This window comes from Salinicola salarius, assembly GCF_002179555.1.
In the GTDB taxonomy this organism is placed as follows: Bacteria; Pseudomonadota; Gammaproteobacteria; order Pseudomonadales; family Halomonadaceae; genus Salinicola; species Salinicola salarius_A.
Map to the genome: position 1 here is coordinate 40182 of NZ_NHOU01000010.1, position 20888 is coordinate 61069.

At 63.5% G+C, this 20888-nt stretch carries 17 protein-coding genes; 5 read left to right on the top strand and 12 right to left on the bottom strand.

Annotation, left to right across the window (positions count from 1 at the left end):
- Positions 1-133 precede the first annotated feature (133 nt).
- The 3 genes from CCD76_RS09840 to CCD76_RS09850 form a co-directional block, all read right to left on the bottom strand.
- Positions 134-1582, bottom strand: a complete 1449-nt coding sequence (locus CCD76_RS09840; RefSeq protein ID WP_087719411.1) for an N-acetylmuramoyl-L-alanine amidase — start codon at positions 1580-1582, stop codon at positions 134-136.
- A gap of 122 nt (positions 1583-1704) precedes the next feature.
- Complete coding sequence (tsaE, locus tag CCD76_RS09845) at positions 1705-2214, bottom strand: tRNA (adenosine(37)-N6)-threonylcarbamoyltransferase complex ATPase subunit type 1 TsaE (protein WP_087719345.1); 510 nt, start codon at positions 2212-2214, stop codon at positions 1705-1707.
- A complete protein-coding gene (locus CCD76_RS09850; RefSeq protein ID WP_087719346.1) occupies positions 2198-3715 on the bottom strand; it encodes an NAD(P)H-hydrate dehydratase in 1518 nt (505 codons plus the stop codon). The genes tsaE and CCD76_RS09850 overlap by 17 nt, the downstream gene beginning before the upstream one ends.
- 143 nt (positions 3716-3858) lie before the next feature.
- On the opposite strand from CCD76_RS09850, the gene queG reads away from it, so the two are divergent.
- Positions 3859-4950, top strand: a complete 1092-nt coding sequence (gene queG / locus CCD76_RS09855) for a tRNA epoxyqueuosine(34) reductase QueG (RefSeq protein WP_087719347.1) — start codon at positions 3859-3861, stop codon at positions 4948-4950.
- Positions 4951-5000: 50 nt separating this feature from the next.
- Here the strand turns inward: queG and orn are convergent, their stop codons facing one another.
- Complete coding sequence (orn, locus tag CCD76_RS09860) at positions 5001-5600, bottom strand: oligoribonuclease (protein WP_087719348.1); 600 nt, start codon at positions 5598-5600, stop codon at positions 5001-5003.
- A 152-nt stretch (positions 5601-5752) separates the two neighbouring features.
- Here orn and rsgA point away from each other — a divergent pair, with 152 nt between their 5' ends.
- Entirely contained in the window at positions 5753-6796 is a 1044-nt protein-coding gene (rsgA, locus tag CCD76_RS09865; protein WP_087719349.1) for a small ribosomal subunit biogenesis GTPase RsgA, read from the top strand.
- 725 nt (positions 6797-7521) lie between these two features.
- On the opposite strand, the gene CCD76_RS09870 is transcribed toward rsgA, so the two are convergent.
- Positions 7522-8838: an NCS2 family permease gene (locus tag CCD76_RS09870; RefSeq protein ID WP_087719350.1), complete on the bottom strand. Its 1317-nt coding sequence runs from the start codon at positions 8836-8838 to the stop codon at positions 7522-7524.
- 304 nt (positions 8839-9142) lie between these two features.
- Between CCD76_RS09870 and CCD76_RS09875 the strand changes: the two genes are divergently transcribed.
- The 3 genes from CCD76_RS09875 (at position 9143) to arfB (ending at position 11458) form a co-directional block, all read left to right on the top strand.
- Positions 9143-9973: a sulfurtransferase gene (locus CCD76_RS09875; protein ID WP_087719351.1), complete on the top strand. Its 831-nt coding sequence runs from the start codon at positions 9143-9145 to the stop codon at positions 9971-9973.
- 123 nt (positions 9974-10096) lie between these two features.
- The gene (asd, locus tag CCD76_RS09880; protein WP_373419414.1) at positions 10097-10990 is read left to right on the top strand and encodes an archaetidylserine decarboxylase; all 894 of its coding nucleotides are present in this window, start codon (positions 10097-10099) and stop codon (positions 10988-10990) included.
- Between the two features lie 51 nt (positions 10991-11041).
- On the top strand, positions 11042-11458 hold the full coding sequence (arfB, locus tag CCD76_RS09885; protein WP_087719352.1) for an alternative ribosome rescue aminoacyl-tRNA hydrolase ArfB: 417 nt from the start codon (positions 11042-11044) through the stop codon (positions 11456-11458).
- Between the two features lie 54 nt (positions 11459-11512).
- On the opposite strand, the gene CCD76_RS09890 is transcribed toward arfB, so the two are convergent.
- The 7 genes from CCD76_RS09890 to CCD76_RS09920 form a co-directional block, all read right to left on the bottom strand.
- Positions 11513-12661 (bottom strand): M20/M25/M40 family metallo-hydrolase, encoded by a 1149-nt coding sequence (locus CCD76_RS09890; protein ID WP_087719353.1) that lies wholly within the window; start codon positions 12659-12661, stop codon positions 11513-11515.
- On the bottom strand, positions 12658-13854 hold the full coding sequence (locus tag CCD76_RS09895) for a M20 aminoacylase family protein (protein WP_087719354.1): 1197 nt from the start codon (positions 13852-13854) through the stop codon (positions 12658-12660). Before CCD76_RS09895 ends, CCD76_RS09890 begins: the two co-directional genes overlap by 4 nt.
- 44 nt (positions 13855-13898) lie before the next feature.
- Positions 13899-15419, bottom strand: a complete 1521-nt coding sequence (locus CCD76_RS09900) for a M81 family metallopeptidase (RefSeq protein ID WP_087719355.1) — start codon at positions 15417-15419, stop codon at positions 13899-13901.
- Positions 15420-15488: 69 nt separating this feature from the next.
- Positions 15489-17204, bottom strand: a complete 1716-nt coding sequence (locus CCD76_RS09905) for an ABC transporter ATP-binding protein (RefSeq protein WP_087719356.1) — start codon at positions 17202-17204, stop codon at positions 15489-15491.
- On the bottom strand, positions 17201-18103 hold the full coding sequence (locus tag CCD76_RS09910) for an ABC transporter permease (RefSeq protein ID WP_087719357.1): 903 nt from the start codon (positions 18101-18103) through the stop codon (positions 17201-17203). The genes CCD76_RS09905 and CCD76_RS09910 overlap by 4 nt, the downstream gene beginning before the upstream one ends.
- Positions 18100-19047, bottom strand: a complete 948-nt coding sequence (locus tag CCD76_RS09915) for an ABC transporter permease (protein WP_087719358.1) — start codon at positions 19045-19047, stop codon at positions 18100-18102. The genes CCD76_RS09910 and CCD76_RS09915 overlap by 4 nt, the downstream gene beginning before the upstream one ends.
- A 126-nt stretch (positions 19048-19173) precedes the next feature.
- Positions 19174-20811, bottom strand: coding sequence for an ABC transporter substrate-binding protein (locus CCD76_RS09920; RefSeq protein ID WP_087719359.1), 1638 nt, complete (start codon positions 20809-20811; stop codon positions 19174-19176).
- Positions 20812-20888 lie beyond the last annotated feature (77 nt).

Sequence of the window (20888 nt, forward strand, 5' to 3'; positions counted from 1 at the left end):
AAAATCGACGAGCGATGGTCAGACAAGGCAAAAATCGGCAAAAAAGCGGAGTTTACGAGGTTGTAAATGAGCATTTTAAGCCGATTTTTAACACCGTATGGCCGAGCGCAGACATTTTTCAGGCAAAGCGTCATCATGGGATGGTCAACACCTGCCCTACCCGCAAGATATCGCTATCCAGCCCATTGGCCTGCTTCAGCGCCTTCATGCTGATGTTATGGCTGGCCGCCACCTGGGACAACGAATCGCCTCTCTGGACGCGATACTCGTTGCCGGCACTGCCGCGGCCCTGATCACGCTGCCAGGCCAGCAGGCTCGAGGGCGGCGGATGCTGGCGGAAATGGGCCACGATGCCGTCGTAGATCGCCTGGGCCAGCTTGGCCTGGTGCGCCGATGACTTGAGCTGCACCTCTTCGCGCGGGTTGGAGATGAAGCCGGTCTCGACCAGCAGCGACGGGATGTCCGGCGATTTCAGCACCACGAAGCCCGCCTGCTCGACGCTCGACTTGTGCAGCTTGTTGATCCGTCCCAACTGGTCGAGCACCTGCCCGCCAGTCGCCAGCGAATCGTTCATCGTCGCGGTCATCGTCAGATCGAGCAGCACGCCGCGCAGCACTTCATCCTTGTCGTCGAGGCTCAAGTTGCCGTCGACGCCCCCGATCAGGTCGGACTGGTTCTCGCTCGCCGCCAGCCAGCGTGCGGTTTCCGACGTTGCCCCGCCCTGGGATAGCGCGTAGACCGAACTACCATAGGGCTGGCTACTGCGAACCGCATCGGCGTGGACCGAGACGAAGAAGTCAGCCTTCTGCTGCCGGGCGATCAGGGTGCGCTGACGCAAGCCGACGTAATAGTCGCTGTCCCGAGTCAGGAACGCCTTGAACCCCGGCGTCTGATCGAAACGCTGCTTCACCTTGCGTGCGATCTGGAGCACGACGTCCTTTTCCCGAGTGTTATGAGGGCCGATGGCACCCGGATCTTCGCCACCGTGCCCGGGATCGACGGCGACGATGATGTCCCGCTTGGGATGCGGCTGCGCCTCGACGGCGGAAGCCACCGTTTCGGCTTCCTGCGAGTTGCCCTCGACGACGGCTTCGGTCTGTGCCCGTTGCGCGGCGATCTCCTGATCGCGAATCATCGCCTCGATGGGATCGATGGGATCCTTGACCGCGCTGGCACCGGGATAGTCGAGATCGACCACCAGCCGGTCGCTGTACTGATCATTGGGCGGCAGCGTGAAGCTCTTGGGGACGACGGAGCGGCTGACATCGAGCACGACGCGCAACCCACCGCTCTCGCGCACGCCGGTCCGCACCTTCGAAATGGCACTGTCGTCCAGGTCGAGCTTGTCGGGGTCGAAATCCAGATCGGTACTGTCGAGGTCGATGACGACACGATCGGGATTGTCGAGGGTGAAGATATTGGCATTGACCGGTCCCGACATGTCGAACACCAGCCTGACGTGGTCCGGAGCCGACCACAGCCGCATGTTGTCCACCTCGACGGCTTGCGCCTGTGCGGCGGTCCCGAGGCAGCAGACAGAAATCAGTCCGGCCAGCCCGCGGCGCCCAAAGCCCTTGCGCATGACCGGCCAGACGCGCACGACCATTCCCGACAGCAGGAATGCGGCATGACACAGGATGGCGACGAAATTCCATAACGACTCACGACCGGGCCGGGCGTCATGAGGCGCCTGTTGCACTTCTGTCAGCATTCATCTTCCTTGTGACTCACGGGTTCCTCACCGCTCATCGAATCGCGCAGCCCCGCCGGCAGCTGCGTCAGCGCGGCACTTCCGTGCTCGCTGTACGCGATGCCCCAGGCGATCCGGCCCGAGGCATGGACCCGGAGGTGTATCTCGAGATCGGGCGTGGGTAGCCAGCCGGCGCCGCGGCTCGGCCACTCGATCAGACAGAGCGCGTCGTCACCCATCATGTCGCGGGCACCGATGAACTCGAGCTCCTCGGGATCGCCCAGGCGGTAAAGGTCAAAATGGTAGATTCGGGCCGATGCAGTCTCGTAGGGCTCGACCAGCGTGTAAGTCGGGCTCTTGACCGCCCCTTCATGGCCATGGGCACGCAGGATGCCCCTTGCCAGCGTGGTCTTGCCGGCCCCCAGGTCGCCGATCAGGTGGACCTGACCACGACCGGCCAGCGCTCGGCCCAGGGATTCGCCAAAGGCCACCTGGGCGGCTTCATCGCTAAGTGTGATCGGCATGACTCGAGACAGGTTGAGGGTTGGCCAAAGTTCGCGCATAGGATGCCAGATCAGTCGCCAGCAAACCACGCTCGCCGGCATCCGACGCCGCGGCATCCGCGGCCAGGGCGTGAAGCAGCACGCCGATCCGAGCCGCCTCGCCGGGCGATTCGAGCTGCCCGGCGAGTCCCGCAATGATGCCGGTCAACGCATCGCCCATGCCGCCACTGGCCATGCCCGGGTTGCCGAACGGACAGAGCGTGAGCCGCTCGCCGTCGTAGACCAGCGTACCCGCGCCCTTGAGCACGATGGTACCGCCCCAGCGCCGGTGCAGGGCGATGACGGCGTCGCGTCGGTCCCGCTGGACGTCGGCGGTGGAAATGCCCAGCAGGCGCCCCGCTTCGCCGGGATGCGGCGTCAATATCCAGTCGTCTCGACGGCGCTCCCGTTCGTCGCCCGCCAGCAGGTTGAGGCCGTCAGCATCGATGACGCAGGGCTTGCCGGCATCGAGTGCGCTCTGCAGCGCGGCCTGACCCCAGGCACCGGTCTCGATACCCGGCCCCACGGCCACGACATCGGCTGCCTCGACCATCGGCTCGAGATCCGGTGCTCCACGCACGCCTCGTGCCATGATCTCGGGAAAGCGGGTCAGACTGGCCGAGACATGAGCGGCATCGGTAGCGAGGCTCACCTTGCCGGCGCCGACACGCGCCACCATCTCGCTGGTCATCAGTGCCGCGCCGCCCATGCCCGGCGCGCCGGCGATCACCAGCACATGGCCATGAGCTCCCTTGTGGCTATTGGGCGTTCGCGGCGGCAGCGCCGCCGCCAGATCCTCGCGCGCCTGGCGCCAGGCCACCGGCACGATATCGCCATGCCGTAGTGGATCGACGCCGAGCGAGGCATAGACGATATCGCCAACCCTGTCGAGCGCCGCTCCGGTATGCAGACCGAACTTGTCGCCGATGAAGGTGATCGTCAGCGTGGCACTGATCGCCTCGGCCTCGACATGGCCGGTATCGACATCGACCCCGGACGGCACGTCGACGGCCATGACCGGACGGCCGCTGGCATTGACCTCAGTGATGGCAGCGGCATAAGGCTCACGAGGCGCGCCACTGGCGCCGGTGCCCAGCATCGCATCGACCATCAGCTCGCCATCCAGGGTCAGCTCGTCGTTCCAGTCGACCGCTTCGACGCCTGCCTCCGCTGCCATTACCGCCGCCCGGCGCGCGTCACCCTCGAGTTCGGCGACCGGCTTGAGCGCGACCAGGTCGACCACCAGGCCCTCGGCGGCAGCCAGTGCCGCGATGACGTAACCGTCGCCACCATTGTTGCCGCCACCGCACAGCACGCAGAGACGACGCACCTGTGGCCAGCGGGCACGCAGCGTGTCATAGGCCGACTCGCCGGCGCGCCGCATCAATGCGAAGCTGTCGCCCTCGGCCTCGATGGTTCGACGATCCAGCTCGCGCACCTGCTCGGCCAGATAAAGCGGCCGCTGAAAAGAAGAGGCGGTCATCGTGACTCCTGTCATCTTCCGATAGAGGATTTGCCGATGAGGACGCCAGATGGCGTCACATCTGCCATTCGACTGACGCTCGGCTCATTAGTGGTGTAGGGTAGCGCACCCGACACTTCCATCTCCGTTGGCTTCTCTGCGGTATGTCACACCCATCCAGCATCGATTTCGACGAACTCGCCTCACGCATCAAGCAGTGGGGACGAGAACTCGGCTTCCAGGCGATCGGTATCACGGATACCGATCTGCAGACCCATGAGCGCTATCTGCAGCGCTGGCTGGACGCCGGACATCATGGCGAGATGCACTACATGGCCAGGCATGGAAGCAAACGCACTCGGCCGCAGGAGCTCGTACCCGGGACGCTGCGGGTGATCAGCGCGCGCATGGACTACCTGCCGCCCGAGGTCGAGACCACGAGAATACTGGGACAACCGCAGAAGGCGTATGTTTCACGCTACGCGCTGGGGCGCGACTATCACAAACTGATTCGCAAGCGGCTGGATCAACTGGCCCGCCGGATCGAGGACGAAGTCGGCCCGATCGGCTATCGCGCCTTCGTCGATTCCGCACCGGTGATGGAGCGCGCCCTGGCCCAGAAAGCCGGACTGGGCTGGTTCGGCAAGAACGCCATGCTGCTCAACCCCCAGGCCGGCTCGCTGTTCTTCCTCGGCGAACTCTATACCGATCTGCCACTGCCGGTGGACCCGCCCTTCGAGCGCGAGCACTGCGGCTCCTGCTCCAGCTGCCAGACCGCCTGCCCCACCAATGCCATCATCGACGACAAGGTGATCGACGCGCGGCGCTGCATCTCGTACCTGACAATCGAACTTCACGGCAGCATTCCCGTCGAGTTCCGCCGGGCCATGGGCAATCGCGTCTACGGCTGTGACGACTGCCAGCTGTTCTGCCCTTTCACCCGCTTCACTCGCGCCAGCACCGAGCCGGATTTCGCGCCGCGTCACGATCTCGACCGCGCCGAGCTGATCGACCTGTTTGCCTGGAGCGAGACCGAATTCCTCAAGCGCACCGAAGGCAGCCCGATTCGGCGCATCGGCTACGAGCGCTGGCTACGCAATCTCGCCATCGGCCTGGGCAACGCGCCCTGGAGCGAACGGGTCGAGAGCGCCCTGCGCGCGCGTCTCGCCTACCCCTCCGATCTGGTTCGCGAACATGTGCGCTGGGCGCTGGAAGAGCAACGGCGCAAGCGCGAGGCACGCATCGCCAGCGTCTAGACCGTTACGAAACGGGTCGCCACGGGTCGCGCGCCGTCACACTCCGGCCTTCAGGAAGGCAGCTTCAGGAACGTCTCGCGGTAATGCTTGAGCTCCGCCAGCGATTCACGGATGTCGTCCAGCGCCTGGTGCGTGTTGCGCTTGGTGAAACCGCTCGCGGCTGCCGGATTCCAGCGCTTGGCCAACTCCTTCAGCGTCGAGACATCCAGATTTCGATAATGGAAGAAATTGTTGAGCGCCGGCATCTCGCGCTCCATGAAACGGCGATCCTGGTGGATGCTGTTTCCGCAGACCGGCGAGGTACCGGGCGAGACATAGGTGGCGAGAAACGCGAGGGTACGGCGTTCCGCTTCCGCCGTATCGATGGCGCTCTCGCGGACCCGCTGGATCAGGCCGGATTCGCCATGGGTCTTCTGGTTCCACTCGTCCATGCCATCGAGCAGGGCGTCCGGCTGGTGCACGGCCAGCACCGGCCCTTCGGCGACCAGGTTCAGCTCGGCATCGGTAATCAGCGTTGCCACCTCGATGATGCGTTCCCGATCAGGATCGAGACCGGTCATTTCCAGATCGATCCAGACCAGAAGGTCGCTACGTGTGCCGGCAGCGGATGGGGCAGAGGCGGATGAGTTAGTGGCGGATGGATCAGACATGAACAACTCCAGATTCGGTGTCCTCGGCCGCGCGGACGCGGGCGGACACGACAAGTCGGTAAAGGCTACAATGCCTGCCATTCTACCCCCGGGGCACGACGGATGGGCAAACACCAACAGCCAGAACCGAAAACCATGAGTCACCGTAAACCATGAGCCGCCGCAAACTGAGCCGACAACAGCGCTGGCGCGTCGAGAAGATCCAGGCCGAACGCACCGAACGAGCGTTGAAGAAGGACGACCGCGATAGCGAACGTCTCGATGCCGGCGAATACGGAGCCGAGCAGCCCGGCCGCGTCGCCGCCCACTTCGGCCGCTCGCTGGAGGTCGAGTCCGTCGAGGGTGATCAGATCCGGCTGCACCGCTGCCATCTGCGCGCCAATCTCGAAGGGCTGGTGACCGGCGACCAGGTGGTCTGGCGCCAGGCCAACGATGGCAGCGGCGTGGTGGTCGCCCGCGGCGAGCGTCACAGCGTGCTCGAACGCCCGGATGCCCACGGTCAACTGCGCCCCGTCGCCGCCAATATCGACCAGATCCTGATCGTGGTCGCGGTCGAGCCGGAGCCGCATCCCAACCTGATCGACCGTTACCTGGTCGCCGCGGAACATACCCGGATCCCGCCCGTGCTAGTGCTCAACAAGAGCGACCTGCTGCCACCTGAGGGCGGCGCGCTGCGCGAATTGCTGGCACGCTACGATCGGCTCGGTTACCCGCTGATCGAAGCGTCCGCGCGCGGCGAGCACGGGCTGGACGCGCTGCATGCACGGCTGGCGGCGCGAACTTCCGTCTTCGTCGGCCAGAGCGGGGTCGGCAAGTCCTCGCTGATCGACAAACTGCTGCCCGCCGAAACCTTACGGATCGGCGCGCTGTCGACGGATACCCGCAAAGGCAAGCACACCACCACCACGGCCCGCCTCTACCCGCTACCGCTGGAGACGGCGCTCGACGGAACGCGACGAGGCGACTTGATCGACTCGCCCGGCATCCGGGAATTCGGCCTCTGGCATCTCGACGAGCGCGAACTGGCGGAAGGCTTCATCGAATTCCGCCCCTATCTCGGCCACTGCCGATTCCGCGACTGCCGCCATCGTCAGGAACCCGGCTGCGCCCTGCTCGATGCCGTCGAACGTGGCGACATTCATCCCCAGCGTTTCGCCAGTTTTCAGCGCATCAGAGACGACATCGCCGCGTCCTGAGAGTCGCCAGGGGTTATCGAAGCCGCCCCAGCGCCTTTCAAGACGACGCTGAACGGCGCCCGCTGAGCCGGGTCTTGTGGCATGGATGCCACAAGAGGCGCGCCTGGACAGGGATGTCCTTGCGCGCCGACCCGAGCGCAAGCGGCAGTCGTTCAGGGTTTCGTCGTTTTGTGGCGCGAAAAGAGGGGGAGCGGCGAGGGGGCGAGCGTTAAGCCCCCTCGTCAGGGTGAGCAGCAGGCTGGATCAAGACTCGACAGTCGTAGCCCCGCTGCCAGAAACACATCTCTCAGGCATGATTTTGATGATGACCAAAAGGATCGCCGCGTCCTGAGACGCGGCGATATCCAATCATCCACCAATGCCTGGGCTGACTCATTCAGACACTACCAGATCACCACTGACGAGGCCGCTACCGCCCTCCTGCACGTTATTCTTGAGGGGCAAGCCCCTCAAACTCCCCTTTTTGACGCCACAGAACGGCGGACTCCGAACGCTAGAGCGCCTGCGCTCGGGTCGGCGCGAAAGGGCATCCTGCCCAACGCGCCTCTCGCGTCATCCATGACGCGAGACCCGGCTCGACGCTCTGCGTTCAGCGCCGTTCCGAAAGGCGTCTCGGGTGCAAGCCTTCGAGAAAGCCAACCTGGCTCAGAAATGCGATGCACCAACGAAGATGGCAATCAGAGGCCGCTTTTTTAACAAAGAGTGTCGAGCGCAGGCCATCTGGTTCAGCCTTCGAACAACATCAGGATGGAGAGGAAGAACAGCACCCACATCGCCGGGCGCACTTCCTTCGCCTTGCCGACCCCCACCTTGACCGCGACGAATGTCAGGAAGCCGAACACCACGCCGTGGGTGATCGAGTAGGTCAGCGGAATCAGCATCATCGCCACGAACGCCGGGATGGCATCGTCGTACTGCTGCCAGTCGATGGTGCGAATCGGCGAGAGCATGAACACGCCCACCATGATCAGCGCCGGCGCGGTGGCGATGGCCGGCACTAGTGCCAGCAGCGGCGACAGGAACAGAAACGGCAGGAACAGCAGCCCCGCGACCACGGCGACCAGCCCGGAACGCCCGCCCTGACTGATACCGGCCGCGGATTCGACATAGGCGTTGGCCGGGCTGGTGCCCAATGGCGCGGAGATCAACGCCGAGAACGCGTCCACCATCATCGAACGGCGAATGTTGCGCGGCTCGCCGTCCTCGTCGAGCAGGTTACCCGCCTGACACACGCCGATGAATGTCGACATCGCGTCGAAGAACGTCGTGAACAGGATCACGAAGATGAACGGCCAATAGGCGATGGATAGCGCGCCGATGAAATCGACCTGCCACAGCGCACCGAAATCGGGCCAGGCGAAAATGCCCTGGAAGTTGACCAGCGTCGGCGAGCCTGTCGGCGACACGGCACTGGCATCACCCCACAGCCGGCCGATGGGAATGGCGAGTACCGTGGTAACGACGATGCCCAGGATCAGCGCGCCCTGAATGCGGCGCGCCACCAGCACGGCAGTGATCCCCAGCCCGATCAGAAACGTGACCAGCGTCGGCGTCATTTCGCCCAGACCGACCACCGTGGCCGGATTGGAGACCAGCATGCCGGCGTTGACCAGGCCGATCACGGTAATGAACAGGCCGATGCCGCAGGCAATGGCGTGACGCAGCGTTGCCGGGATCGCATCGACCACGTAGCGGCGCACGTTGAACAGCGCCAGCAGGCCGAACAGCACGCCGGACCAGAACACGCAGCCCAGCGCGGTCTGCCACTCGATGCCCGCCCCCAGCACCATGGTGTAGGTGAACAGCGCATTGATCCCCATGCCCGGCGCCACCAGGATCGGGTTACGCGCATAGAGGCCCATCATCACGCTGCCGAAAAAGCTGATCAGCACGGTGGCCGTCAGGGCACCGGCGAACGGAACACCGGCGCTGGAAAGAATCGAAGGATTGACCACGATGATGTACATCGCCGCCAGGAAGGTCGCGATGCCCGCCAGCACTTCGGTTTTGACCGTCGTCCCCAGCGAGCGCAGAGAGAACATTTTTTCAAGCACGCAGCAATCTCCTGGCAATCATGATTGTTATTGGTGACGCGAACCGCTCGCGTCCGTGAATTTTGTATACGAGGATGGTCCCCATGAAAAGGGCCGAGAGGTCATCGGGCCGAAAAAACCCGTCCGAATTCGACCTTGCGAACGGGTGGCCGCCACTCTCGAGCGGCGCGCAGTATAGCGGATCCGCTTCGCGACGCCATCCGCTATCCTGGCGACAGGCACGTGTGCCATCATCATGCCCATTGCTGCAGCACGATCACGACAGAAACGATCACGACAGGAGTCACCGCTCATGAGCTCGGAAACCCCTCAGTTGCCACTGATTCTGGACCCGGCCACGTTAGCGCAGCACCTCGAAGACCCGCACCTGCTGATCATCGATGTGCCGCTCAAGGCCGAAAGTTACGAATCGGGTCACGTGCCGGGTGCGATCTTCCTCGAATCCCGCCGCCTGCTGGCCGGCACCGGCGAGGTGCCCAACGACGTGCCATCCGAAGCTGCTCTGAGCGCGCTGTTTTCCGAGCTCGGGCTGACGCCGGAGACCCATGTCGTCGCCTACGACGATGAAGGAGGCGGCTGGGCCGGGCGTCTGCTCTGGACGCTGGAGCTGATCGGCCACCGCCGTTACTCGTACCTCAACGGCGGGATCCACGCCTGGCGTGCCGACGGTCAGCCGGTCTCCACCGCGCCCGCCTCGTCCACGCCCAGCCAGTACGAAGCGGCCTACCTCAATCCGCAGGTCCTGATCCGGCGCGAGGAACTGATGGAGCGACTCGGCGATCCTGCGCTCGCGATCTGGGATGCCCGTTCCGACGAGGAGTATCGGGGCACCAAGGGCGACAATCGCAAGCGGGGTCATATCCCCGGGGCGGTCAACTTCGACTGGCTGGACGTGATGGATAAGGACCACGACCTGCGTCTGCGCGACTACGCCGAACTCGTCACCGAACTGGAAGCCCGCGGCCTGACCCAGGACAAGGAGATCGTGACCCACTGCCAGACCCACCACCGCAGCGGACTGACCTGGCTCGCCGCCAAGGCGCTCGGTTACGACAACGTTCGCGCCTATCCCGGCTCGTGGAAGGAGTGGGGCAACCGCGACGATACGCCAGTCGAGAAGTGACGGCCGCCGGCTCGTAGCTCGTAGCTCGTAGCTCGTAGCTCGTAGCTCGTAGCTCGTAGCTCGTAGCTCGTAGCTCGTAGCTCGTAGCTCATTCTATTGCGCGGACCGGGTGGTCTCGCTACCTTGTCCGCCTTCCAGTTCGTCCGTCTTTCCAATACCGGGGTCATCATCGTGGATCGCCAGGAACTCTTCGCCAGAATTCAGTACCCGCTACCTCACCACGCGATCTCGCGACTGATCGGCCTGGTCGCCGAATGCCGGATTCCCTGGGTCAAGGATCTGTTCATCCGTCGTTTCATTCACACCTACGGTGTGGACATGAGCCAGGCCCTGGAGCCGGACCCGACCGCCTACGCCTGCTTCAACGACTTCTTCACCCGCGCGCTCAAGCCCGACGCTCGCCCCATCGGCGAAGGCCTGGTCTCCCCCGCCGACGGCGTGCTGTCACGCTACGGCCGTATCGAACACGGCACCCTGATTCAGGCCAAGGGACAGACCTACTCGCTTGGCGCCCTGCTCGGCGGCGACGTTTCCCGCGCGGCACCGTTTCGCCAGGGCAGCTTCGCCACGGTCTACCTGTCGCCGAAGGACTATCATCGCGTCCACATGCCCATGACCGGCACCCTGCGCGAGATGACCTACGTGCCGGGGCGGCTGTTCTCGGTCAACCAGGCCACTGCCAATCACGTGCCCGGCCTGTTCGCCCGCAACGAGCGCCTGGTCTGTATCTTCGATACCGAGCACGGGCCGCTGGCGATAGTGCTGGTCGGCGCGATGATCGTCGCTGCCATCGAGACTACCTGGGCCGGCCAGGTCACGCCGCTGAGCGGTCGCGTGCAGACCACGCGTTTCGATGAGCCGATCGTGATCGAGAAGGGACAGGAGATGGGCCGTTTCAAGCTCGGCTCCACCGTGGTGATGTGCATGGGCCGAGAGATGGCTTTCGGGGATTTCGATCCGAAAGGCAGCCCGATCAGCATGGGCCAGACGATGGGCGCGCTGCCGGGCGAGGCCTGATGCTGGCGCCTGGAGAAAGACACTCCATAGCCACCGACTCGGGAGTTAGCAATGCCACTGGAAATCTCCCGCAACGTATCGATCCCCGACAACGAGATCGAACTGATCGCCGTCCGCGCCCAGGGCGCCGGCGGCCAGAACGTCAACAAGGTTTCCTCGGCGATTCACCTGCGCTTCGATATCCGCGCCTCGAGCCTGCACTCCGGGTTCAAGGAAAAGCTGCTGGCGCTCAGCGACAAGCGCATCACCCGCGACGGGGTCATCGTGATCAAGTCGCAGGAGCATCGTACGCAGGAACTCAACCGTGAAGCCGCGCTGGCCAGGCTCAAGCAGTTGATCAAGCCCGTGCTCTACGGCGACAAACCTCGCCAGGCGACTAAACCCAGCCGTAGCGCAAAGCGAAAGCGGGTCGATCAAAAGACGAAACACGGCCAGAAGAAACGCCTGCGCGGGCGTATCGACGACTGAAATCGCCCTTTTCCTCGAGGCGTCTCGTAGAGACGCCTCGAATCGTTCGAATCGCTAAACCAGCCTTGCCATCAACCCGGCCATCAGTCTTGATCTCTCGATCAGACTGTCGACCTCGATATGTTCGTTCAAGGTATGAATGCCGGCACCTCGCAGGCCCAATCCGTCGAGTGTGGGCAGTCCCATCGCCCCGGTAAAGTTGCCATCGGAACCGCCGCCGCTACTGGAGTGCGGCAGGGACATTCCCAGTTCATCCGCAACCGCTTTGGCGTGACCGTAGAGTGCTAGCGTTGCCTCGTTCGGCTCCCATACCGGGCGTACCACGCCGAGTCTGACCTCGAAGCCCACGCCACCCTCCTCGCGCTGGTTCAGTTGCAGCATGCGCGCGATCCCGCGATCCAGGTCCGTCTGGCGCTTGGCCATGCTCAGCGCCTCGCCGCGACAGGTCGTCGACACGCAGTTGACCCATTGACCGCCCTGCACCACACCGACGCTGAAGGTACAGTCATCGTCGGTCATCGCCTCGATCTCTGGAATTCGCGCCACCATCTCGCGAATCGCCGAGTGCCCTTCGGCCAATGCGGCGCCGGCATGACTCGGCCGACCGTGGGCCAGCAGGTCGAAACGGGCGATGGCATACCGGCCGGTAACCACGCCGTTGCCGACCCGCGCCGGTTCCGGCACCAGAATGTAGCGATGTCTTGCCGCTTCCCGTTCGATCAGTTCGCGGGTGCCGGGGCTGCCGACCTCCTCGTCGCAGGTCAGCAGTACATGAATCGGCAGGGCCGTGTCGATGCCGGCCTGACGCAGCGCGGCCACGGCGTGAAGTGCAGCGAACGTGCCACCTTTCATGTCACAGATCCCGGGACCGTAACAGCGACCGCCCTCGTGCCTGAACGGCAAGGTTTCCAGCGTCCCGACGGGATGCACCGTATCGAGATGCGCCATGATCAAGATACCGCCCTGCTCACTCGCGGGGTGCGGAAAGCTCGCCTTGAGACAATCGCCGAGTCCGGTCGGACCGGGAATGCGCTCGACCGAAGCCCCCAGATCGACCAGATCTTCCGACGCCAGTGTCATCATGCGATTGACGGCGTGGGCATCGAAGGTCGGACTTTCGCATTCGACCCAGCGCTTCAGCCCGGCAATCATGTCATCGATATCGAATTCGAGCGCCTTCACGAACCCCCGGGCAAGACTCATGCGCTCACCGCCCGGGACTCGGCCACATCCGCCAGCTCGTTGAGGCGACGCTCGGCAACCCGTGCCAGCAGGCTCGCACCGACCGGCAGAATGCCGTCGTCCAGCACGAACGCCGGATTATGGACCGGAATATCGCCGGCATGTCCCACCCAACAGTAGGAGCCGGGCACTACCTTGAGCATGTCGGCGAAGTCTTCGCTCCCCATTGCCGGGCGGCCGAGATCGCCGACATTGGCGTCACCGACGATCTCCTTGGCCGCTGCTTCCAGCGCCCCGGTCTGCTCGGCATGGTTCTCCAGTACCGAAAAGATATTGCGGATATCGACATCGATCTCGACGCCGTAGGCGTTGGCCACCCCGGCGGAAAGTTCGCGGATGCGCTCGTGGATCAGTGCGGCGACGCCGTCGTCGAAGGTGCGAATGGTGCCGGAGAGCGTGGCCGACTGCGGAATCACGTTGTAGGCGGAGCCCGAGTGCAACTGGGTAATCGAGACCACGGCAGCGTCCAGCGGGTCGGTATTGCGGCTGACGATGCTCTGCATGGCCTGTGAAAGCTGGGTCGCTACCACGATCGGATCTCGTGCGTTATTGGGCTGGGCACCATGACTGCCTCGGCCGCGAATGACGATATCGAAGAATTCCGCGCCCGCCATGGCCTTGCCGCTCATCACCCGAATCTGCCCGTGATCGAGGTGCGGCGCATTGTGTAATGCATAGATTTCGTCACAGGGAAAGCGCTCGAACAGCTTTTCGGCAATCATCGCCCGCGCGCCACCCAGCCCCTCCTCCGCGGGCTGGAAGATCAGCATCACGCGTCCGGCGAAGTCTCGCGTCTCGGCGAGATAGCGCGCCGCACCCAGCAGCATCGTGGTATGGCCGTCGTGGCCACAGCCATGAAATCGACCGGGGTGCTTCGAGGCGAACGGCAGCGCCGTTTCCTCGGTCATCGGCAACGCATCCATATCGGCACGCAGTCCGATCGTCTTGCCCGGCCCACGCTTGCCGTCGATCAGGCCGATGACGCCGGTCTTGCCGATTCCAGCGTGTATCTCGACCCCCAGCGCCTGCAGGTAGGCGGCGACGATTGCGGAGGTGCGCTGCTCTTCGAAGCCGATCTCCGGGTGGGCATGGATGTCGTGACGAATCTCGATCAGTTCGTCGGTAAAGGCGTCGATACGCGGCAACGTGGTCATGAAAACTCCTTGGAACGGAAAATCGGTATTGGCGGAACCCAAGATCAGGCGGGCTCGGCAATAGGCGTGAATGGTCTTCCCAGCGGCGAAGTCCGCATACCCGGACGCAGCCGCTGCCATGGCAGATTGGACGGATCCACCGCCATCGGTCCCGGCGCGGCGCAGACCAGAATGGCTTCGGCAATCGGCGCGAAGTCGGCCCGAAAGTGCACCGAACTCTTGTTGACGAGAATGGCCTGCTCCAACGGCTCGATGCCCACCGAGCGATACATCGCCTGATCCGCCATCTGTGCCTTGCGGCTGACCACCACGACGCGCACGTCGCCGATTCGCAGGCAGGCGGACGGTCCCATCTCGAGGCGCCCGCCACCGTAATACGGGCCGGGCGCAACAAAGCAGCCGTCCGAGAGCGCTTCGACCATGAACTCCGCCTCCAGCGGCGAGTCCCCTTCCACGCCGGAATGACCACCCAGCGCCAGCCGGACCACTGCGCCGACGCCCGCCTCGTGCGCGACCTCGGCCGCTGCCGGGTCGAACACGTTGCCGATCGCGGCGCGCTCGGCCCCGCAAGCGATAAGCGCTTTCAGCATGCCCATGGTGTCGGAGTTGCCCCCTGCTCCCGGATTGTCCTGGGTATCGGCGATCACCACCGGTCTGGTCGCACCATCGGCCAGGCGCATTGCTTCGCGTACCCCGGCGTCGGGATCGAGCACCCGCCCGGCGAATGCCGGCTCCTGTGCGGCAATCCGTGCCATCAGTGTGTCGGCGGCAGACTCGGCAGTGACCGAATCGATGCCATAGACCACGATACAAGGGCCGCAGTCGGCGAAATCGGCGGCCGGAAAGCCGGTCAGAAACGAAACGGAGGGCAGCGACTCGCTCTCCATCGCGGCTACCCCGGCATAGAGCGAGCGGCACGGCTCCTCCGCCGTGCACTGCCAGGCGATCGGCATCAGAAAATCGAGCTGACGAAACGCTTTGGCGGGGCGCGGACTTCCCCCCAACAACTTCGCCAACGCCTTGGCACAGCGCGCACCGGTCTCTGCCATGTCGACGTGTGGATAGGTTCGATAAGCGATCAGCATATCGGCCTGCTCGACCATTGCCGGCGTAACGTTGCCGTGCAGATCCAGCGAGACCACGATCGGGACCTCTTCACCCACCAATGCCCGCACACGGCGCAGCAACTCGCCTTCGCCATCATAGAAACGCTGGGTGACCATGGCGCCGTGCAGGTCGAGATAGATGCCATCGAGCGGCATGGCCTTGTCGATCGACGCCAGCAGACGCGCCGCGATCCGCTCGAAGGCATCCTGCGTGACGTGAGCCGACGGACTCGCTGCCGTCCAGAGGGTAGGAATCAGTGTCCACGCTCGGGATTCGGGAGCATCGATGAAACCGCACAGACCGATATTGCTATCCGCCACCGCATCGAAGATCGCTTCCCCTTCGCTCAGCGGTGGTGCGCCGCCACCGCGAAGGAAATCCTCGTAGGTCGCCGGGCTGGGCGCAAAAGTATTGGTTTCGTGGAGAAAACCACCGACGGCAATCCGGGGCTGGGGCATGACGCGCTCCTTGAATCAAATGGATCATAAGAAGAGGAAGTTCGATCGAGTGATCCCGGCCATTCATGGCTAGACGGGGGCGGTCGATGTGGATGCCGGGGTCTCCTCGAAGACGTGATCGAGAGGACGGAACCCCGAGAAATCCCAGTGTCGGCCGGGAGCCGCCAGCATCAGCGAGCGCGTGTAGGGATGTTCCGGCGCACCGAGCACGCGCTCGGCCGGCCCATACTCCACGACCGCACCTTTCTGCATCACCATCACCTCGTCGCAGATCTGGGCGGCGACACGCAGGTCATGCGTGATGAATAACACCGCGATGCCAAGCCGACGCTGGAGGTCGTCGAGCAGTTCGAGCACCTGGGCCTGAACCGAGACATCCAGCGCCGAGACGGCTTCGTCAGCGACCAGCACGTCGGGCTCCATTGCCAGCGCCCGCGCGATGGCAATGCGCTGACGCTGCCCGCCGGAAAATTGGTGGGGGTAACGGTCGAGTGCGTCTTTCGGCAAGCCCACCAATGCCAGCAGCTCGGCGGATTTCTCCATCGCCTCTTCCCGAGGCGTGCCGTAGTTGATGGGGCCTTCGACCAGGCTGGTGGCAATCGTCAGGCGCGGGTTGAGCGAGCGGAAGGGATCCTGAAAGATCATCTGGATACGCTTGCGATGCGGCTTCAGCGCAGCCCTTCCCAGGCTGGCGATGTCCTTGCCCATCACCCGAACACCGCCGCCAGTCGGTTCGATCATCCGCATCACGCAGCGGGCGACTGTCGATTTGCCGGAGCCGCTCTCGCCGACGATGCCCAGCGTCCGCCCACGCGTCAGCGCGAAGTTGATGTTGCTGGCCGCGAGCGTCTGCGACGCCGCCTTGCCGGTCCAGCGTGCCCAAGCCGAACGTTCGCCATAACGTTTTTCGAGCTCGATCGCTTCTAGCACGATTTCGCGATCGGTCACGGCGCGCGCCGCCCTCGGCCGCAGACTCGGCACCGCCGTCAGCAGTTGACGGGTGTACTCTGTTCCGGGACGTCGCAGCAGTTCCTCGATCGGCTGCGTCTCTACGACCTCGCCATGGCGCATCACGCAGACACGATCCGCGATATCGGCGACGACTCCCATGTCGTGCGTGATGAACAGCACCGAGGTGCCATGGCGCTCCTGCAGCGCCTTGATCAACTTGAGAATCTGCTTCTGCGTAGTGACGTCCAGGGCAGTCGTGGGTTCGTCGGCAATCAGCAGCTTGGGTTCGAGAATCAATGCCATGGCGATCATGATGCGCTGGCGCTGGCCGCCGGAGAGCTGGTGCGGCCAGCTGTCGAAGACACGCTCGATATCCGGCAACTGGACCTGGTCGAGCATCTCGAGTACGCGTTCGCGCCGCTGTGTCGAAGAGAGGCTTTTCTGGTGCATGATCAGCACCTCTTCGATCTGCTCCCCGACCCGCATCAATGGATTGAGCGCCGTCATCGGCTCCTGGAAGATCATCGCCATGCGGCTGGCCCGTAGATCCCGCAGCCGCGTCGGGGAAACCTCGAGCAGCGAATCGACCTCCAGCTCGATGCGCCCGCCGGTCGCTTTCAAGCTCCCTTTGGGCAGCAAGCCCATCACCGCCAGCGAGGTCACCGACTTGCCGGATCCCGACTCTCCCACCAGGCAGAGCGTCTCGCCCGGCGCGATACTGAAGTCGACTCCCTTGAGTATCGGCTTGGCCGCGGCCCCCCGGGTAGCGACCTCCAGCCCCTCGATCTTCAGCACCCACTCAGCAGGACTTTCAGGACGAAGATTATCGGTCATTGCGCACCTCCACGTTTCTGTAGTCGAGGGTCCAGACGGTCACGGGCGGCATCACCAAGCAGATTGATCGAGAGAATGCAGACCGACAGTGCGATGCCCGGCCAGAAGATCAGCGATGGCTTGATCAGGAAGTAGGTTCGGCCCTCCGCCATGATGTTGCCCCAGGTCGGCGTTTCGGTACCGAGGCCGGCACCCAGAAAGGAGAGAATGGCTTCGGTCAGAATGGCCGAGGCGCAGATGTAGGTACTCATCACGATCAGCGGGGCCAGCGTATTGGGCATCAGATGACGCCACATGACCGTGGGGAGGCTACTTCCCAGCGACACGGCAGCCTCCACATAGGGCTCTTCCCGCGCGGACAGCACCACCGAACGGACCAGACGCACGATTCGGGGTATCTCCGGAATGGTGATCGCGGCCATGACCGTCCACAGGTTGGCGCTGATCAAGGAGACGATGGCAATCGCCAGCAGCACGCTCGGAATCGCCATCAGACCATCCATGACTCGCATGATCACTGCATCCAGGCTACGGAAGAAGCCCGCGAGTATGCCGAGCGGCAGACCGACGACGACGCTGATCAGCGCACTGCCGAGCCCCACGATCAGAGAAACCCTTGCGCCGTAGAGCACTCTCGACAGCAGGTCCCGGCCATAGGCGTCGCTGCCCAGCCAGTAGGTATCGCTGGGTGGCTTCAGGCGATCGGCAGGCGACATGCCTAGCGGATCGTGGGGTGCCAGCCACGGTGCCAGAATAGCGATGATCACGATCAACGCCAGGCAGATGGCGGCAACGATCACCGCCCAGCCGGGGCGCTGGCGCGGCCACAAGCGCAGCCGACGCCGTGGTGGAATGGCGGCGGAAACATCGGGGGATGCATGAGGCGATGATAGGCTCATTGGTAACGAATCCTCGGGTCGAGCAGCGCATAGGAGAGATCGATAGCCAAATTGATCATCACGTAGACGCCGCTGGTGACCAGAATCAGCCCCTGAATCACCGGGTAATCGCGCGAGAGAATGGCATCGACGGTCAACCGCCCCAGCCCTGGAATATTGAACACGCTTTCAGTCACCACCACGCCAGTGATCATCAGTGCGAAGCCGGTCCCGATGACCTCCAGAATCGGCACGCCGGCGTTGCGTAGCGCATGCTTGAACAGCACGCGTTTTTCGCTGGCTCCCTTGGCATGGGCAGTACGAATGAAGTCTTCCCCCAGCACATCGAGCATGCTGGCACGGGTCATGCGCGCGATCAGTGCGATATAGATCGTCGACAGCATCAACGCCGGCAGGATCGCGTGCTGGATGAAAGGACCGAACCCTTCCTGGGAAACCCGTCTGAAACCCTGTACCGGTAGCCAGCCGAGATCGATGGAGAAAATCTTGATCAGAATGTAGCCGGTCACGAACACCGGTACCGAAAACCCCAGCACCGACAGGGACATGACCGCGTTATCGATCAGGCTGCCATGCTTCCAGGCCGCGATGACGCCCATCGGCACTGCCACGACCACCGACAGCGCAATGCTCAGCAGCGCCAGGCTAATGGTGGGTTCGAGACGCTGTGCCATCAGTTGCGTCACCGGCAAGTTCGACATCAACGAGGTGCCGAAGTCACCTCGCAATAACTCCCCGGCCCAGTTGAAGAACTGAATATAAAGAGGCTGGTTGAGCCCTAGCGTTTCGCGAATGCGGTCCAGTTGCTCCGGTGTCGCCATATCGCCGGCGATGATGGCGGCGGGGTCGCCTGGCGAGAGCCGCAGCAACAGGAAAACGAACAGCGCAACCACGACCATCACCGGCACTGCTGCCAATGTTCGACGCAGACAGTAGCTGAACATGAGCGTGCTCCATTGAGGTTCGAATCCGATGACTCACGAGTCCGATGAACGACGAACTCGTTGAAATGCGAATTCGTTGACGTGCGAGACGGGAATGGAGCGTGGTGGTAGCCACGCCCCACTCGTTCACTCGGCCTTGGTGACGTTCCAGAACACCGGCACCGGCGAATGGAGAATGCCGGAAAGGTCATTGCTCCAGGCGGCGGGAATCGAATACTCGCCCAGCGGGATATAGGTCACCTGCTCGAAGGCATGCTGCTGAATGCGTTCGGCGATCGCCTTGCGATCCTCGTCGCTGGTGGCCCTGGAGAACTCGTTGCGCATCGACTCGAGCTCGGAATCATCCGGCCAGCCGAACCAGCCGCCGTCCTTGCCACGGCCGTTGAGCATCGGATTGACCAGCGGGTTCCACACTTCGGGGATGTACCAGTTGGTGAAGAACATGTTCCAGCCGCCTTCCGACGGGGGCTGCTGGCTGGCGCGGCGGGTTACCAGCGTCTGCCAGTCCATCGGTTGAAGATCGACCTGAAAACCGGCCTGACGCAGAAGCTGTGCGGCAATGACCGGCTGGGGGCTCACCGTCGGCGCATCGGTTGGCTGCATCATCACCACCGGCGTGCCATCGTAGCCGGCTTCCTCGAGCAGCTGTTTCGCCGCTTCCGTGCCACCGCCTTCGGTCAGCGAATTCGGCGCACCGGCGTCGGTGCCCAGCGGCGTCGAGCATCCGTACATCGATGCACAGGTCGAGTAGAACTCGGGATTGCCGACCAGCGAGGCGAGCACATCGGTCTGGTTCATTGCCATCAGCGCAGCGCGGCGGATCTGGGGATCGTCGAACGGCGGGTAAAGGAAGTTGAAGCGGCCAATGGTCTGGCTCCCCAGCTCATTGATCTTCTCGACAGTGAGGTCCGGATTGGCCTGCAGCACCGGCAGCAGGTCGACCGAGGGCGATTCGAGGAAGTCGATCTCGCCGGCATTGAGGGCATTGAGCGCCGTCTGGGCATCGCTCATGTTGATCCACTCGACGCGATCGACGCTGACCACCTTGCCCCCGGCCGTCCAACTGGCCGGTTCCTCGCGCGGTACGTAGTCCTCGAACTTCTCGTAGACCACCCGATTGCCGGGATCGTACTCATCGGCAACGAACCGGAACGGACCCGAGCCGATCTGATCCTCGACCGTCAACGTCTCGTCCGGCGACTTGCTGGCGATGCGCTCCGGCATCACGAACAGCGGTACCGATGATGGCTTGGCCATCAGCTCCAGCACGTAGGCGAAAGGCGATGACAGGGTCAGCGTCAGTGTCTTCGAATCGGTGGCTTCGACGCTCTCGACGTGATCCATCAGCATCTGCCCACCGCCATCCCGCGCAGCCCAACGCTGGAAGGACGCCACCACGTCACTGGCTGTGACTTCACCGCCATCATGCCACTTGAGGCCGTCACGCAAGGTGAAGGTATATGTCATGCCGTCATCGGAAATCGACCAGTCAGCCATCTGCGGTTGCGGCTGGAACTGGTCATCCATGCCCAGCAAGGTATCGAAAACCATGTAACCGTGGTCACGAGTGATATGGGCGGTGGTGGTGATGGGATCGAGTACGCGCAGTCCAGAGTGCATGACTGCACGAAGCGTATTGGCCTCGGCCGGGGCGGCGGCAAGCGGCGAGAAGACGCCAAGCGTAGAGAACAGAGTCGCCATCGCCACGCCACCCAGCAGGCGGCGACGCGTAGCGGAAAAGCGACGCGGGAACAGTGTCGTCATGCGAGGACCTCATTTGTCGATCTTATGGTTGTCGTCGACGATGACGCCTTGGTGGCCATTGTTGTTCAGCGACGCAT